Below are 16418 nucleotides of genomic sequence, written 5' to 3'. Positions count from 1 at the left end.
GGCCCGACTGTCAGGAGGTGGCAGATATGACCGGCCTCCGATGGAGGGAGGGATGTGAGGTACGAACGAGCTGGCGCCTAGGATTCGTACCTGACGCATCCAGTGGTCTGTGAATCACAGGAAAACGGAGGCCCGGTAGTCATGGACGCGGTGGACAGACAACTCATCCAGGCACTGCGGGAGAACGGCAGGGCGTCGTACGCCGAACTCGGTCGCCTCGTGGGTCTCTCCGGGCCCAGCGTCACCGACCGGATCAACCGGCTCGAGGCGGGCGGGGTCATCACCGGCTACCGCGCCACGGTGCACGCCCCCTCCCTCGGCCTGGGTGTGACCGCGCTGATCGGCGTGCAACTCTCGGACGCGGTGGACCACGAGGAGGTCGCCACCCGGCTGCGGGATCTCGCGGAGATCGAGGACTGCTGGTTCATCGCCGGCGACGACTCGTTCATGCTCAAGGTGCGAGCCGGGGACGTCGATGATCTCGAGCGTGTCATCCGGCGGCTGTCGGGGACGAAGGGGGTGTCCCGGACCCGGACCACCATCGTGTTGTCCACCAAGTGGGAGAACCGGGTCGGTGCGCTGCCGGAGGACATCGAGGGGTGACGGTCGGTGACGGGCCGGGCGGCGGCTGACCGGTAGCGGCCCGAGCGGTGGCTCGTACGTCGCGGCACAGGGTGGCCGCCACCGGGTGGCGACCGGGGAGTAGGCTCGATGAGGCTCAACGCAGACTAGGGAGGCGCGTGCGCATGGACGCTGGACTCAAGCGCGAGCTGGAGGAGAAGGTCCGCTCCGGGGAGCGGTTGACGCGGGAGGACGGTATCGCCCTCTACGAGTCCGACGACCTGGCGTGGCTGGGTGGCCTGGCTCACGAGGTGCGTACGAGGAAGAACGGCGAGGTCGTTCACTTCAACATCAACCGGCACCTCAACATGACCAACGTGTGCACGGCCTCCTGCTCCTACTGCTCCTTCCAGCGCAAGCCGGGGGAGAAGGACGCGTACACCATGCGCATCGAGGAAGCGGTGCGGCTGGCCAAGACGATGGAGGGGGAGAACCTCACCGAGCTGCACATCGTCAACGGCCTGCACCCGACGCTTCCGTGGCGGTACTACCCGCGCTCGCTCAGCGCGCTGAAGGAGGCGCTGCCGGAGACCGTGAGCCTGAAGGCGTTCACGGCCACCGAGATCCAGCACTTCGAGAAGATCTCCGGGATGGACGCGAGCGAGATCCTGGACATCCTCATCGAGTCCGGCCTGGAGTCCCTCACCGGTGGCGGCGCGGAGATCTTCGACTGGGAGGTCCGGCAGCACATCGTCGACCACGACACCCACTGGGAGGACTGGTCGCGTATCCACCGGCTCGCGCACCAGAAGGGCCTCAAGACGCCGAGCACGATGCTGTACGGCCACATCGAGGAGCCCCGGCACCGGGTGGACCACGTGCTGCGGTTGCGCGAACTCCAGGACGAGACCGGCGGTTTCCAGGTCTTCATCCCGCTGCGCTACCAGCACGACTTCGTGGACATGCAGGACGGCAAGGTACGCAACAAGCTGCAGGCCCGTACGAACATGGCCAGCGGCGCCGAGGCGCTGAAGACCTTCGCGGTGTCCCGGCTGCTGTTCGACAACGTGCCGCACGTCAAGGTCTTCTGGGTCATGCACGGCGTGCAGACCGCCCAACTGGCCCTGCAGCACGGCGCGGACGACATGGACGGCTCGGTCGTCGAGTACAAGATCACACATGACGCGGACAACTTCGGCACCCCGGACAAGCTCACCCGCGAGGACCTGCTCGAGCTGATCCGGGACGCCGGCTTCCGTCCGGTCGAGCGCAACACCCGGTACGAGGTCCTGCGCTCCTACGACGGTCCGGACCCGGAGCGGCGGGAGGCGCCCCAGCCGATGCGGGTGTGACCCGGCGCGATCCCGTACGGACCCGCCGGCCGGGGCGTTGTCCGACTCGGCCGAGGCGGGCCGCGGGCGGGCAACCGGCAGCCCGGCCGGTCGGAGTGGGGCGGGCGGCCGGCTCCGCTCGGGGGATGTCACCATGGGAAGCGGCCTCGGCGCAGCCGGGCGCGTACCAGAGCAGAAGGAAGAGCACGCAGTGACCAGGACCTCGCACGCAACCCTGCGCTACACCGCCGCTCGGCTGGGCCTCTTCGCCGGTTGTTTCGTCGCCGTCGCGGTCCTGGCGTACGTCGGGGTGCTGCCGGAGGGGATCGGCGAGTCCAACCCGTTGTGGATCGTGCTGCTGGCCCTGATCATCTCCGCTCTGCTGAGCACCGTACTGCTGCGCCGCCAGCGGGAGGCGATGGCGGAACAGGTGGCCGGGGGCGTACACCGCGCGCGGGGGAAGCTGGCCGCGAACCGCAGCATGGAGGACTCCGTCACGGAAACCACTGCCGCGGAAACCACTGCCGCGGAGGGGTCGGAGCGGCAGGGCACCGCGGACACCGCCGCCGCGACGGACGACTCGGCGGGCACATCCGAGGACGGCGCCGACGCCGCGGACACGGACACCGCCAACACGAGGTCCGGTACCGCCGCCGACAATGGGACGGACAGCGACGTGTCCGCCACGTCGAAGCAGCGCGTCTAGCTCGTTGCCCGACCTCCGGTCGCCGCGCTGATCAACGAGGGTCAACGGCCGGTCCGCCCGGGCCGCCAGGCGAAGTGGCCCGCCGCGCACGCGACATGTGAGCCGTGTCACCGGTTCACCGGCACCCCGCCCGGAATCACCGTCCGTGGCGGGGTGTTGTGCTTGGCGTACGCCACCTCAAAGATTCTCTTTGGGGCCGCCAAAGAACCGATGCTAGGTTGATGCGCATGAAGACAGCAGCCGTACGCTCCGACTCGAGGAGCACTCTCCTCGTCGGTCGGCTGCACGTCGATCTCTGCCGCTGCCTGTCCGCGGTCTGTCCCGGCCGCTGACCCGCAGCCGACGGCGCTGGTGCCGTAGGCCCCGCTGGCTGCTCACGCCCTGCCTGCACACGCCCTCGTTACGTATCCCACCGGAGTGTTTCCGTGTCCTCTGCTGCGTCGTCCTCCGCCGCGTCCGGCGACTCCCCCAACGACCAGAATCTCCCGAACGACCAGAACGACCCGTCCGCTTCCGCCCCGAAGGGCCGGAGACACATACCCAGAGTGCCGTTCTGGGCGCAGATACTGGCGGGTCTGGTGCTGGGCGTGCTGTTCGGCTGGATAGCCCGGCAATGGGAGGTGGGCTGGCTCGGGACGAGCCTCACCGAGATAGGGGAGATCTTCGTCCAACTGCTGAAGCTGGCCGTGGCACCCCTGGTCTTCTTCGCGATCGTCATCTCCATCACCAACCTGCGCAAGGTGTCGAACGCCGCGCGTCTGGCGACCCGTACCCTGCTGTGGTTCATGATCACCTCGCTGATCGCCGTGGCGATCGGCCTGGCGATCGGCCTGCTCACCGATCCGGGCGCGGGCAGTGGCCTCTCCGCGCGGGACGGCGCGGAGCCGGAGGAGTCGGGCTCCTGGCTGGACTTCCTCACCGGCATCGTCCCGACGGACGTGATCACGCCCTTCACCGAACTCAACGTCCTGCAGATCGTCTTCATGGCCGCCGTGGTCGGTATCGCGGCGCTCAAGCTGGGACCGGCCGCGGAACCGCTGCTGCACCTCGGCGAGTCCGTGCTCGCGCTGTTGCAGAAGGCCCTTTGGTGGGTCATCCGGCTGGCGCCGCTGGGTTCGCTGGGCCTGATCGGCACCGCGATCAAGGACTACGGCTGGAACCTCATCGGGCAGTACGCCACCTTCACCGCCGACATCTACGTCGGCTGCGCACTCGTGCTCTTCGGCGTGTACCCGCTGCTGCTGTCCGCCGCCGCCCGGGTCAGCCCGCTGCGGTTCTTCCGGGGGGCCTGGCCCGCGATCCAACTCGCCTTCGTCTCCCGCTCCTCGGTGGGCACCATGCCGCTGACCCAGAAGGTGACCGAGCGGCTGGGAGTGCCGAGGAACTACGCAAGCTTCGCCGTGCCGTTCGGATCCACGACCAAGATGGACGGCTGCGCCTCCATCTACCCGGCGATCGCGGCGATCTTCGTCGCGCAGGTCTTCGGAGTGGAACTCGGCCTGGGCGAATACCTGTTGATCGTCTTCGTCTCCGTGATCGGTTCGGCCGCGACCGCCGGTCTCACAGGCGCGACGGTGATGCTGACCCTCACCCTGTCCACGCTGGGCCTGCCGCTCGCGGGCGTGGGCCTGTTGCTGGCCATTGACCCGATCCTGGACATGATGCGCACGGCCACGAACGTCGCGGGCCAGGCCGCCATCACGGTGATCGTCGCCGCCCGGGAAGGCATTCTCGACCGGGAGGCGTACGACAGCGCGCGAGGCGCGGACATCAGCGCCCTGGACGCGGAACCGCGGCGGGTCGACTCGGAAGCTCAGGTGGCGGGCGCCACCGCGTGACCCGCGACGGCGTAGGAGCGGGCGGCCGGTAGCTGCCGAGCACCGCACCGCGCGCGGCCGGGAGTTGGACGCCCAGCCGTGCGCGGTGCGGCTGACGGGGCCCGCGCCCGCGCCCTCGGTCCGTCAGGGGATGGGCTCGACGGACGGGCCCTCGCGGGCGAGGAGGTCGCGGGCGAACTGCTCCCACTGGGCGTACCGGTCGGGGTAGGCCGAGCGTTGTACGGCCTGGCACACGTCACCGGGCGGCATGGTCTCCCAGCCGTCGATCTGGATCAGGCCCGGGTTGTTGCCGAACGGCGCGACGCCGTAGAAGGACTTGCTGGACGTGGGGACGTGGGTGATCTGCTCGGGGGTGCCCCAGCCGGTGCTGGGGCGCTGCTGGAAGATGCCCAGCGAGTCGTGGTCGACCGGTTCAAGATAGTTGACGAACTTGGACTCCTGCATGGCCGTCATGAGCGCGATGACCTGGCCCTGTTCCGGGATCTGCGCGCCCTTCCCCACGCCGATCACGGTGCGGGCGTTGGCCAGTTGCTCGGGACCCAGGTCGGCGGCTGTCTGGAAGTACTGGCGCAGTACGGAGTCGGGCGCCTGTTGCAGGCTTCGCGCGGTCCTGGAATCGATCTCACCGGTGGCCGAGAGGCCGTGGTCCTGCTGGTATCGGGTCAGTCCGTGGTCCGCGGACGCGTCCGGTCCGGCGTCGGAGGTCGCGGCGCCAGCGGACGCCGTGGATACCGAGGACGCAGACTCGGGGGATGCGGCGGGTGCCTGGGCGGCGTGTGCGAGTGCCGGGGCGACGAGGAGACAACCGGAAGCGAAAAGGGCGGTGGCCGTGACTCTCGCCCGCGTTTTTGTCATGGACATACTGCAGGCTGAACCACCCCTGAAATCGCTGTCAAGAACTGGGCGCACCCGTAGGCCGGTTGGCCCGAAGGCACGCCGCACGGCCACGGGCCCGCCGCCGGAGTCGATCACCGCCCGCCGCCTGGGCGTAGCCTTGGGTCCTAGCGACGAGGGCCGGCGGAGCGGAGGGGGAGAGCGCACAGGTGGGGAGCGCAGAGGTGGGAGCGAAGGAACGCAAGCGGGTGCCCCGGGCCGTACGGGAACAGGAGATGTTGGACGCCGCCGTCGAGAGCTTCGCCCGACACGGCTACCGCGCGGCGTCGATGGACGACATAGCGGAGGCGGCCGGGGTCTCCAAACCCCTGGTCTATCAGTATCTGCACTCGAAGGAGGAGCTGTTCACCGCCTGTGTCCGGCGCGAGTCCGCGACGCTGATCTCGGCGATACGAGAGGCCACGGGGCTGGAGGCCGGCCAGGTGATGCCGGCCGACCGGCAGTTGTGGAACGGCCTGTGCGCCTTCTTCGCGCACACCGCGGCGCACCCGCACGGCTGGGCCGTACTCCATCAACAGGCACGCACCCAGGGCGAGCCGTTCGCGACCCAGGTGGCCGTGCTGCGTGCGGAGATGGTGGAGGTGGTGACCAGGCTGATCGGGTCGGCGGCGCAGGACGCGGGCTGCGACGGGGCGTTGGCGGCACGGGAGGTGTCGGGCCTGGCGCACGCCCTGGTGGGCTCGGCGGAGAGCATGGCGGAGTGGGCCAACTCCCGGCAGTCGGACCCGCCCTCGCCCAAAGAGACCGCGGCCACGTTGATGAGCCTGTGCTGGCCCGGTCTGGAGAACCTCCTCAACGGGGTTCGCTGGAAACCCACCCGGTGAGGTGCGTTCGGGGCCGCTCCGCGGAGCCGCCGCGCAGTTCGAAGGCGCCGTCCCGTTCGCCGTAGGTGACGCTGCCGGGAAGCGGCACGGGCGCCCGGAACCGCGCGCCGACACTGACGCGCTCGGCGGTCCGGCCGGCGGGCCGGTCGCTCGGCCGCGCGCTGTCCCCGTCGCTGCCCGCGGCCTGCTCGGCCTGCTCGGCCAAACAGCGGGCGACCGACCACATGCCGTGCGCGATGGCCGACGGGAAGCCGAACGCGCGGGCGGTGACCGGGTGCAGATGGATGGGGTTGCGGTCGCCGGAGACGGCCCCGTATCGCCGTCCCAGGTCACCGGGCAGCCGCCAGTGCGCCCGTACGGGAAGCGGCGTGTCCGCGTCAGCCGCGTCGTCCCGACCCGTGCCACTGTCAGTGCCGCTGGCGTCCGCCCCGCTCGTACGCTCCGGGGAGCCGCCGGCGGGCCGGTGGCGGCAGAGGTAGGTGCTGCGCGACCACCACGTCTCCTCGCCCGCCACCCAGGCGCTGGTCAGCATGTCGAACTCGCTTCCCCGCCGGTGCGCCCGGAGCCCCTCGGCCCACACCCGGATCTCCGGGGTGTCCTCGGTACGCAGCGCGCGGTGCTGGACGATCTCGACGCCGGTGTGCACCAGCCCCAACAGCGGGAAGGGAAAGGACCGCCGCGCCATCAGCCGGGTGGCGCCCGGGAAGCCGAGGAGGTGCGGGTAGGTGACCGGCAGCGTGCCGGTGTCCGGGGGGAATCCGCACACCCGGGCGTACGCCGCCAACCGCCCGGCATCCACCCGGACCCCGGGGAGTACGAGCCGGTCGGAGGGCAGCCGGGCGTCGTCGTACGGGCCCCGCTTGAAGAGCGAGCCGGCGGCGCCCCTGGCGAGGGTGAGTGCGAGCATCTCAGGCTCCCAACAGGCTCTGGCCGCAGACCCGGACGACCTGCCCGCGCACCCCGCCGGAGTCCGGGTGCGCGAGCCAGGCCGTGGTCTCGGCGACGTCGACGGGCAGCCCGCCCTGGCTGAGCGAGTTCATGCGCCGGCCCGCCTCGCGTACGAGGAACGGCACGGCGGCGGTCATCTCCGTCTCGATGAATCCGGGGGCCACGGCGTTGACGGTGACGCCGTGTTCGGCGGCGGCCCTGGGGGCCAGCGAGCGGACCATGCCGATGACGCCGGCCTTGCTGGCGGCGTAGTTGGTCTGGCCGGTGTTCCCGGCGATGCCCGCGATGGAGGCGGTGGCGACGATCCGGCCGCCCCGGCGGACCGCGCCGGCGCGCAACAGTTGGTCGGTGGAGCGCAGCACGCTGTCGAGGTTGACCTCCAGCACCGACTCCCAGCGTTCGGCGGACATGTTGACCAGTCGGCGGTCCCGGGTGATGCCGGCGTTGTGCACGAGGATGTCCAACGCGCCGTCCGGTAGCGCCGCCGCGATCCGCTCGCCCGCGTCCGGCGCGGCGATGTCCAGCGGGAGCGCGGTGCCCTCCAGTCGGGCCGCGAGCGCCGACAGCCGGTCCTCGGCGCCGGGGACGTCCAGGCAGACGACATGGGCACCGTCCCGGGCCAGAGTGCTGGCGACCGCCTCGCCGATGCCTCGGGCGGCGCCGGTGACCAGTGCCGTACGGCCGCCCAGCGGGCGCTCGTCGGCCGCGGCGGGGCCGTCGGGACCGGTGGGACCGCTGGCACGGCCGGCACTGGTCGAATCAGCGGCACCCGCGACCTCGATCACCTGCCCGCTGAGGAAGGCCGACTTGGGGGAGAGCAGGAAGCGCAGTGTGGACTCCGCCGCCCGGACATCGGCCTCGGCCGGCTGGGGGCGCTCAGCCGACGCCACCGGCAGTCGCAGCAGTTGCGCGGTGCGGCCCCTGGTCAACTCCTTGGCCAGGGAGCGTACGAACCCCTCCAACGCCTGCTGGGCCGCCGCCTGGTGATGGTCCTCCGCGCTCGGCGGGCTGCCGAGCACCAACACCCGGCCGCCCGGGGCGAGCGAACGCAGCACCGGATGCAGGGCTTCGTGCACCGCACGGAGTTCCGCAACCGCGCGAATGCCCGTAGCGTCCAGGACAACGGCGGAGTGATGGGCGTCAGTTCCGGATGTATCGGATATCCCGGAGATACCGGCGGTGTCGGTGCGTACGTGCGGTCCGCATCCGTCGAGTGCGGCTGCCAGCGCCGCGTCGGCGCAGCGGGACTGGCCGGCGGTGAGGTGCAGCAGCGGGCCGCCACGCAGCGTGGGCCGCTCCGCCGACCAACGGCGCAGCGGCTCGGGTCGCGGGAGGCCGAGGCGTTTGGAGAGGAATCGGCCGGGACGCGTACGGGTCAAGTGAAAGTAGCGGTCGGCCATTTCCCCACTCCTGGCGCTCGCGTAGATTTACTAAAGGGTAAGGTTACTCAGAAGTCAGGAGTTTGGTCGAGGATGAGCCCCACCGGCCTCATACGATCCCACGTGCCACGCCGGGTGGCAGTCATCGGTGGCAGCCGTATCCCCTTCGCGCGCGCGGACGGGCCGTACGCCACCACGTCCAACCAGGACATGCTCACCGCGGCACTCGACGGCCTCGTCCAGCGTTTCGAACTGCACGACGACCGCGCGGTCGGCGAAGTCGTCGCCGGCGCCGTGCTGAAGCACAGCAGGGACTTCAACCTCGCCCGGGAGAGCGTGCTGGGCACCGCCCTGGACCCGCGCACGCCCGCGTACGACATCCAACAGGCTTGCGGCACCAGCCTGCAGGCCGTCATCGCGGTGGCGAACAAGATCGCGCTCGGCCAGATCCGGTCGGGCGTTGCAGGCGGCGCCGACACCGCCAGCGACGCGCCGCTGGGGATCAACGACCGTCTGCGGCGCATCCTGCTCGCCGCCCGTCGGGCCGGGAACAAGAAGGAGCGGGCCCGCGAACTCGCCCGGGTCCGACTGCGCGACCTGATCCCGGACATCCCGCGGAACGCCGAGCCCCGCACTGGACTCTCGATGGGCGAGCACGCGGCCCGTACGGCCAAGGAATGGGGGATCACCCGGCGGGAGCAGGACGAGCTCGCGGCGCTGAGCCACCGCAACCTCGCCACGGCCTACGACAGCGGCTTCCTGCACGACCTGGTCATGCCCTACAACGGCCTGGCCCGGGACCAGAACCTGCGGCCGGGTACCACCGCGCAGAAACTGGCCGAACTCAAGCCGGTGTTCGGCACTCGGACCGAGGGAGACAAGGGCGCAGGGGGCGAGCACGCGGCGGGCTTCGCCGCGGAGGCCGCGGTCGACGGGGAGAGCGCCACCCCCGCCGGGGCGCTGTCCGAGGCCACCATGACGGCCGGCAACTCCACCCCGCTGACCGACGGCGCCGCCACCGTACTGCTGGCCGACGAGGAGTGGGCCGAGGAGCGCGGGCTTCGGCCGCTCGCGTACCTGACCGCGTACGAGACCGGCGCCGTCGACTTCACCGACGATGTCGGGGAGGGCCTGCTGATGGCCCCCGCCTTCGCGGTGCCGCGGATGCTACGACGCGCCGGGCTGGACCTGACGGACTTCGAACTGGTCGAGATCCACGAGGCGTTCGCCTCCCAGGTGCTCGCCACCATGGCCGCCTGGGAGAAGCAGGGCCTGGCACCGGTCGACCGTGCCCGGCTCAACGTCGCCGGCTCGTCGCTCGCGACCGGTCACCCCTTCGCGGCCACAGGCGCCCGTATCGTCGCCACGCTCGCCAAGCTGCTCGCCGAGCGGGACGGCGCGGAACCGGGCGCGCGGGGGCTCATCTCGATCTGCGCCGCCGGCGGGCAGGGGGTGACGGCCATCCTGGAGCGCGCGTAGGCCGTGTCGTACGAGCCTCCGTGGTGTCCGTGAACCACGGCCCGTGGACCCTCTCCGTGGAACCCGTCCGTGGAGCCCGTCCACGGACCCGCGGAGATCCGTACGCACCAACCCGGGGTCACCAACCCGGATCCCCGTCCCAGATCGCCCGGACCTGCCCTCGGGCCCCCGGACGTCGGTGCCGACGTGGTCACCGGCCCGTCAGTTCAACCCGGCCGCGGACCGGAACAGCCGTGGACCGGAACAGCCGCCGACCCGCACAGGGAGCCGCCATGTCAGTCAGGCCGGAAGCCGCAGCGCCGCCACCGGTCGTGGAGCCGACCAAGCTGGTCGAGTCCGGGGTGGTGCGGGAGGTGTCCGTGCCACCCCTGGTGGCGCCCGTACGCCACGGCTCCCTCGCGGACCTGCCGTTCCACAACGCCGAGGACGCCCCTGACGAACCGGTGCTCAGCCGCCGGCAGCCGGACGGCGGCTGGGTCGACGTCAGCGCGGCGGAGTTCGCCGCCGAGGTACGGGCCGTGGCCAAGGGGCTGATCGCGTACGGCCTGCGGGTGGGCGACCGGCTGGCGCTGATGGCGCGTACGAGCTACGAGTGGACGCTGCTCGACTTCGCCGGTTGGGCCGCCGGCCTGGTCACCGTGCCGCTCTACCCGACCTCCTCCGCCGCCCAGACCCGGGACATCCTGCTGGACGCGCGGGCGACGGCCTGCGTGGTGGAGGACGTCGAACTGGCCCGGCAGGTCACCGGAGTCCGCGGCGGACTGCCCGCGCTGGAGCAGTTGTGGCAACTGGACACCGGCGCCCTGAACCAGCTGGTGACGGCCGGCCAGGACGTCCCGGACGAGGCGGTGCGCGAACGACGGGGGATGCTCACCCCGGACACCATCGCGACCCTCATCTACACCTCCGGCACCACCGGCCGGGCGAAGGGCTGTGTCCTGACGCACGCGAACTTCTTCGCCGAGGTCGACAACTGCACCGAGCTCCTCTACCCGATCTTCCGACCTAGGGACGAGGAACGCGTCGCCACCCTGCTCTTCCTGCCGCTCGCGCATGTCTTCGGGCGGATGGTGGCGATCGCCTGTATGCGCGCGCGGGTACGCCTCGGGCATTCGCCCAGCACACGGACCGAGGAACTGCTGGCGGACCTCGCGGAGTTCCAGCCGACCTTCCTGCTCGCCATCCCGTACGTCCTGGAGAGGGTCTACAACCAGGGCCGGGCCACCGCCGAGCGGATGCGGCGTGCCCGGTCCTTCGACCGGGCCTCCCGGATCGCCGTACGCTGGGGCGGCGCCGCCGTGGACGCCCATGGCGGCGGCAAGGGCCCCGGACTGGCCGTCCGGGCCGCGCGGGGTGTCTACGAGCCGCTGGTCTACCGGCGGATACGCGCCGCGCTCGGCGGCCGGGTGCGGCACATCGTCTGCGGCGGCTCGCCGTTGGGAATCCGGCTCGGGGCGTTCTTCACCGGCGCCGGCATCGAGGTGTTCGAGGGTTACGGCCTGACCGAGACCACCGCCGCGGTCACCGTCACCCCGCCGCAGCGGCCCCGGCTGGGCACGGTCGGCTGGCCGGTGCCGGGTACGGCGGTGCGGATCGCCGACGACGGCGAGGTGCTGCTCAAGGGCGGCCAGGTGTTCCGTGGTTACTGGGACGGGCAGCGGGGGAGCACCGTGCCGGAGCGGTCCGTGGACGGCTGGTTCGCCACCGGGGATATCGGCGCCCTCGACGCGGACGGCTATCTCAGCATCACCGGCCGGAAGAAGCACCTCATCATCACCTCCAGCGGGAAGAACATCGCGCCCGCGCCGTTGGAGGACTGGCTGCGCGCGCACCCGCTGGTGGGCCAGTGCCTTGTGGTGGGTGACGACCGGCCGTACCTGGTGGCACTGGTCACCCTCGATCCGGACGGGCTGCGGCACTGGCAGCGGATGCACCAGAAGGCCGACCTGACCCGGGAACAGCTCACCCGGGACGACGACCTGAACCACAACCTGAACCGGGCCCTGGAGGAGACCAACCGGCTCGTCTCCCAGGCCGAGTCCATCCGGCGCCTGCGGGTGCTGGCCGTGGACTTCACCGAGGAGTCGGGCCACCTCACGCCCTCGCTGAAGCTCCGACGGGAGGCGATCCAGCGGGACTTCGCCGACGAGATCGAAGGGCTCTACGGCTGAGCGGCACCTGGCCGGGCGGCACCGACCGGGCGTGGAGCACGGGCCGCCGCCCGTGCTCCACCGTGCCGGCACCGCCGGTCAGTACGGCCGGTCGCCGGCGATCGCGACCCGTTCCGCGACCCGACGGTGCGGCGCGTAGTCATCCACGGCGTAGTGCTGGGTGGCCCGGTTGTCCCAGAAGGCGACGTCCCCGGCCTGCCAGCGGAACCGCACCTGGTACTCCGGCACGTGCGCCTGCTGTACGAGCTGCCGCAGCAGTTCGTCGCTCTCCCGCCGCGGCATGCCGGTGAGGTGCGTGGTGAAGGAGGTGTTGACGAACAGCAGCTTGCGTCCCGTCTCCGGGTGCGTACGTACCACCGGGTGCTCCACCGGCGGGAACACCTCCTGCATCGGAGCGAGGCGCTCCGGGCCGAAGAAGCGGGCGAAGCCGGGCAGGAAGTCGTGCACCGCCGTGGCCCCGTCGATCCGCTCCTTGATCTCGTCCGAGAGGTTGTCGTACGCCGCCGCCATGTCCGCCCACATCGTGTCACCGCCGACCGGCGGCGCCTCGCGGATCTGGAGTACGGCTCCCAGCGCGGGCCGTTCCCGGAAGGTGACGTCGGCATGCCACACGTTCTCGAAGGTCGGGGCGGCGTCGCCGCCCTTGTCGAACCGGACCACCTCGGCCGAGGAGCCCCGGTCCAGCAGGGGGTTGGTCTCCAGTTCGCCCCAGTTGCGCGCGAAGTCGCGCTGCGCCGCCGGCTCGAGGTGCTGCCCGCGGAAGAAGAGCACCTTCCACTCCAGCAGCGCCCGGTTCAGCTCGGCACGCAGCGCGGGGTCCAGCGGACGGGAGAGGTCGACGCCACGGACCTCGGCGCCGATGACCCGCCCCTGCGGGACGAGTTCGAAGCGGTCGTACGGACGGTCCGTCCAGTCCGCGGGCACCCGCCGCAGGGTGCGCCGGCCCTCGTAGAGGCCGCCGTCCGGCACCCGAGCCGGACGCAGCGCGGGCGGGTCGGCGGGCACGGCGGAGTCGGTGGCTGTGGGTTCGGCGTCTCGTTCGGCTGTCTCGGTCACAGGGGCGGTGTCGGTCACAGCGGTGGTGTCGGTCACGGACATGGAAGTCTCCTGGCGAAGGCGACGGGTACGGGCACATGGGATGCGAGGTGCCGCGGCAGTTGAGCCAGTGCCGGGCCTGCCAGGGTGGCCGTACGCCCGGACGTGGTCCGGCGCTTCGGCGGTCGACGCTTCGGTGCTCGGTCCTCCGGTCCCTCGACAGCCGAGAACCCGTGCGTCACGGGCGCACTTGGCCTGCTGGAGGAGACGGGCGGTGAGCCGCCGTGCCGGGAGCCGTGAGACGGCGCACCCTGGCTGGTGGGGGCTCTGGCGCTAGAGACCGGACCGCTCGCACCCGCCGCGGAAGGGCACCCCGAGGGTGCCGGTCGCGAAGGACGAGTGCTGCGTGATCATATCGGTATGATGCGGACGGCTGAGGGGGACTGTCAATGCGGCCTTCCCGACCCGCGTCCCGATTCCGTCCGAACAAGGGCAGGAGCCCCCGCCGGTGGCGAGGGCTCCTTGGGTACCGCTGATCTGCTGCTCTGCGCTCAGGCGGCGGTGACGTTCTCCGCCTGAGGACCCTTCGGACCCTGGGTCACATCAAAGGTCACCTGCTGGTTCTCCTCGAGAGAACGGAAGCCGGTGGCGTTGATTGCGGAGTAGTGGACGAAGACGTCGGGACCGCCGCCGTCCTGGGCGATGAATCCGAAGCCCTTTTCGGCGTTGAACCACTTGACGGTTCCGGTAGCCATAAGCCCTCCCTGGGCCTATAAGGGTCGCCCTGTTCCAGAACCTGCAAGAAGTCTGAAAATGACAAAAGCCCGCGGTCACATGCTCCGCAGGCTCTGTACTGCAAGGAAACCAAACTGCAACTTGCTCGGAGCCTAGCACGGTAGCTCGAGGCGCGGTAGTGGCGACGATCACGAGCACTTCCGGAGCGCTGCCTTCCGGTGAGTCCGCCCCGCCGCGCACGTCTTTCCAGGCCAGCATCGTACGTCGCGGGCTCGCCGTCGGTCGTCGTGTGGTCCGCCCGGAGTCTCTCGGTGGCAGGCGCGGCTCGGGCGTACCCTCCGAAGGGTGACTTCACTGCCGAGATCCCGCCCCCGAGTCGGGCACATCGAGTTCCTGAACTGTCTGCCGCTTTACTGGGGGCTCGCCCGCACCGGTGCTCTTCTTGACGTGCAGCTGTCAAAAGACACACCGGACAGACTGGGGGAGCAGTTGGTGCGGGGGGAGTTGGATATCGGTCCCGTCTCACTGGTGGAATTCCTGCGGAACGCGGACGATCTCGTCGTGCTCCCCGACATCGCCGTCGGCTGCGACGGCCCGGTGATGTCCTGCGAGATCGTTTCCCGGGTGCCGCTCGAGCGCCTGGACGGCGCGCGCACGGCGCTCGGCTCCACCTCGCGCACGTCCGTACGGCTCGCGCGGCTGCTGCTCGACGAGCACTACGGCGTCGCGCCGGAGTACTACACCAGCTCGCCGGACCTGAACCAGATGCTGAGTGAGGCCGAAGCCGCGGTGGTGATCGGTGACCTGGGTCTGCGGGCCTTTCTCCGCGGACTGTCCGAGCCCGACCTGCGGGTACACGACCTCGGTCAGCTGTGGAAGGACTGGACCGGGCTGCCGTTCGTCTTCGCGGTGTGGGCGGTCCGCCGCGACTACCTGGAGCGCGAGCCGGAGATCGTGCGTACCGTGCACAAGGCGTTCCTGGCCTCCCGGGACCTGGCGATGGAGGAGGTCACCAAGGTCGCCGAGCAGGCGTCCCGCTGGGAGCCCTTCGAAGCGTCCGTGCTGGAGCGGTACTTCACCACCCTGGACTTCCGACTGGCCGAGGAACAACTGGCCGGTATCCGGGAGTTCGCCCGGCGGCTGGACGGCGGGGAGGGGTTCCCCGCGGACGTACGGTTCGACCTCCTCGACCGGTGAGCGGGCCCGGCGAGGGCAACCCGTCGGGCTGCCGGATTCTCTAAGCTGAGAGGCGCGTCGAACCTGGGGAGGTCAACTTCGATGCAGCCGCTCGACGCGGGTGACGCGAGGACGATCGGGGACTACCGACTGCTGCGGCGGCTCGGCTCGGGTGGTATGGGCCGGGTCTACCTGGGCCGCAGCCCCGGCGGACGTACGGTCGCGGTGAAGGTGGTGCATCCGCACTTCGCCAGCGACGACGAGTTTCGCGCACGGTTTCGTCGCGAGGTCGACTCCGCCCGGCGGGTGGGTGGCGACTGGACCGCCCCGGTGCTGGACGCCGACCCGGACGCCCCGATGCCCTGGGTCGCCACCGGTTACGTCGCCGGGCCCACGCTGCGGGAGGCCGTCGCCGTACACGGCCCGCTGCCCGAGAGTTGCGTACGGGCGGTCGGCACCGGTCTCGCGGAGGCACTGTCCGCGGTGCACGGTCTCGGGCTGGTGCACCGGGACATCAAGCCCTCCAACGTCATGCTCACGCTCGACGGCCCACGGCTCATCGACTTCGGCGTCAGCCGGGCCACCGACGGCACCTCCGTGGTCACCTCCGCCGGCGTCACCGTCGGCTCCCCCGGCTACATGTCGCCGGAGCAGGTGCTCGGCAAGAGCACGGTCGGTCCGCCCACCGACGTGTTCTCGCTGGGCGCCGTGCTCGGCTACGCGGGGACCGGCGCATCGCCGTTCCCCGGCGACAGCTCGGCCGCGTTGCTCTACCGGGTCGTGCACGAGGAACCGGAGCTGGACGGCCTGCCCGACTCACTGCGGGAGTTGGTCGTCGGCTGCCTGGCCAAGGAGGCCGCGGAGCGACCCACGCCGGCCGACCTGGTGGAGGGACTCGCGGGGCCGGCGGGCGCGAGCGGCCTGATCCGTACGGGCTGGCTGCCCGGCCCGCTGGTCGAGCACGTCAGCAGGAGAGCCGTGGAACTGCTGCACCTGGAACCGGAGGCGGCGCCCGGAGCGGGCGATTCCGGCGACTCGGGGAACTCGGAGACCCCGAGTGGCGTGCCCTCCGGGCTGGTGCCCTTCACGCACGGCTCCCGTTCGCCGGAGGGCGGCGTTGTGGGGGCGGCCGACTCCGGGGCGGCGGCGGAGGATTCCGCGGCGGATGGCGGCCCGGGGTCGGCTGGGAGGGTTCGTACGGGGGCGGCGGGCGAGGTTCCCTCGGCCGCGCGCGGGTGGCCCATGGCGGAGGGCGCCGCCGGGTTCGGGCCGCCCGATCCTTCGTACGGCATGGCGGGCGGTGGCGTGGCCGGCGGTGGCGCTGCCGGGGCTGGCGGCGCC

At 71.1% G+C, this 16418-nt stretch carries 14 protein-coding genes; 9 read left to right on the top strand and 5 right to left on the bottom strand.

Features of this window, described 5'->3' with window-relative positions:
- The first annotated feature begins 141 nt into the window (after positions 1-141).
- The 4 genes from AN216_RS12370 (at position 142) to AN216_RS12355 (ending at position 4436) form a co-directional block, all read left to right on the top strand.
- On the top strand, positions 142-603 hold the full coding sequence (locus AN216_RS12370) for an Lrp/AsnC family transcriptional regulator (RefSeq protein ID WP_070196710.1): 462 nt from the start codon (positions 142-144) through the stop codon (positions 601-603).
- A gap of 143 nt (positions 604-746) precedes the next feature.
- Complete coding sequence (gene mqnE, locus AN216_RS12365; RefSeq protein WP_070196709.1) at positions 747-1913, top strand: aminofutalosine synthase MqnE; 1167 nt, start codon at positions 747-749, stop codon at positions 1911-1913.
- A 190-nt stretch (positions 1914-2103) separates the two neighbouring features.
- A complete protein-coding gene (locus AN216_RS30860; protein ID WP_070196708.1) occupies positions 2104-2598 on the top strand; it encodes a DUF4229 domain-containing protein in 495 nt (164 codons plus the stop codon).
- 536 nt (positions 2599-3134) lie between these two features.
- Positions 3135-4436, top strand: coding sequence for a dicarboxylate/amino acid:cation symporter (locus AN216_RS12355; protein ID WP_070196737.1), 1302 nt, complete (start codon positions 3135-3137; stop codon positions 4434-4436).
- 123 nt (positions 4437-4559) lie between these two features.
- Here the strand turns inward: AN216_RS12355 and AN216_RS12350 are convergent, their stop codons facing one another.
- Complete coding sequence (locus AN216_RS12350) at positions 4560-5291, bottom strand: peptidoglycan-binding protein (protein WP_170843103.1); 732 nt, start codon at positions 5289-5291, stop codon at positions 4560-4562.
- A 254-nt stretch (positions 5292-5545) separates the two neighbouring features.
- Here AN216_RS12350 and AN216_RS12345 point away from each other — a divergent pair, with 254 nt between their 5' ends.
- Positions 5546-6154: a TetR/AcrR family transcriptional regulator gene (locus AN216_RS12345; RefSeq protein ID WP_079166525.1), complete on the top strand. Its 609-nt coding sequence runs from the start codon at positions 5546-5548 to the stop codon at positions 6152-6154.
- On the opposite strand, the gene AN216_RS12340 is transcribed toward AN216_RS12345, so the two are convergent.
- A complete protein-coding gene (locus tag AN216_RS12340) occupies positions 6123-7061 on the bottom strand; it encodes a MaoC/PaaZ C-terminal domain-containing protein (RefSeq protein ID WP_070196705.1) in 939 nt (312 codons plus the stop codon). The two genes, AN216_RS12345 and AN216_RS12340, sit on opposite strands and share 32 nt — an antisense overlap.
- 1 nt (position 7062) lies before the next feature.
- Entirely contained in the window at positions 7063-8502 is a 1440-nt protein-coding gene (locus AN216_RS12335) for a 3-oxoacyl-ACP reductase (RefSeq protein ID WP_070196704.1), read from the bottom strand.
- A 72-nt stretch (positions 8503-8574) separates the two neighbouring features.
- Here AN216_RS12335 and AN216_RS12330 point away from each other — a divergent pair, with 72 nt between their 5' ends.
- Together AN216_RS12330 and AN216_RS12325 are read left to right on the top strand one after the other, a co-directional pair.
- Positions 8575-9960, top strand: coding sequence for an acetyl-CoA C-acyltransferase (locus tag AN216_RS12330; RefSeq protein ID WP_070196703.1), 1386 nt, complete (start codon positions 8575-8577; stop codon positions 9958-9960).
- Positions 9961-10232: 272 nt separating this feature from the next.
- The gene (locus tag AN216_RS12325) at positions 10233-12131 is read left to right on the top strand and encodes an AMP-dependent synthetase/ligase (RefSeq protein WP_070196702.1); all 1899 of its coding nucleotides are present in this window, start codon (positions 10233-10235) and stop codon (positions 12129-12131) included.
- A 78-nt stretch (positions 12132-12209) separates the two neighbouring features.
- On the opposite strand, the gene AN216_RS12320 is transcribed toward AN216_RS12325, so the two are convergent.
- Together AN216_RS12320 and AN216_RS12315 are read right to left on the bottom strand one after the other, a co-directional pair.
- Positions 12210-13229 carry a TauD/TfdA dioxygenase family protein gene (locus AN216_RS12320; protein WP_079166519.1) on the bottom strand — a complete coding sequence of 340 codons (1020 nt, stop codon included), beginning with the start codon at positions 13227-13229 and terminating at the stop codon, positions 12210-12212.
- Positions 13230-13717: 488 nt separating this feature from the next.
- On the bottom strand, positions 13718-13921 hold the full coding sequence (locus AN216_RS12315; protein WP_070196701.1) for a cold-shock protein: 204 nt from the start codon (positions 13919-13921) through the stop codon (positions 13718-13720).
- A gap of 325 nt (positions 13922-14246) precedes the next feature.
- Here AN216_RS12315 and AN216_RS12310 point away from each other — a divergent pair, with 325 nt between their 5' ends.
- Together AN216_RS12310 and AN216_RS12305 are read left to right on the top strand one after the other, a co-directional pair.
- A complete protein-coding gene (locus AN216_RS12310) occupies positions 14247-15098 on the top strand; it encodes a menaquinone biosynthetic enzyme MqnA/MqnD family protein (RefSeq protein ID WP_070196700.1) in 852 nt (283 codons plus the stop codon).
- A gap of 81 nt (positions 15099-15179) precedes the next feature.
- On the top strand, positions 15180-16418 hold a 1239-nt coding region (locus AN216_RS12305; protein ID WP_079166518.1), incomplete at its 3' end, for a serine/threonine-protein kinase.

Source organism: Streptomyces oceani (assembly GCF_001751245.1).
GTDB lineage: Bacteria > Actinomycetota > Actinomycetes > Streptomycetales > Streptomycetaceae > Streptomyces > Streptomyces oceani.
The sequence above is the reverse complement of the archived record's forward strand: the minus strand, read 5'-3'. Positions and strand labels throughout refer to the sequence as shown.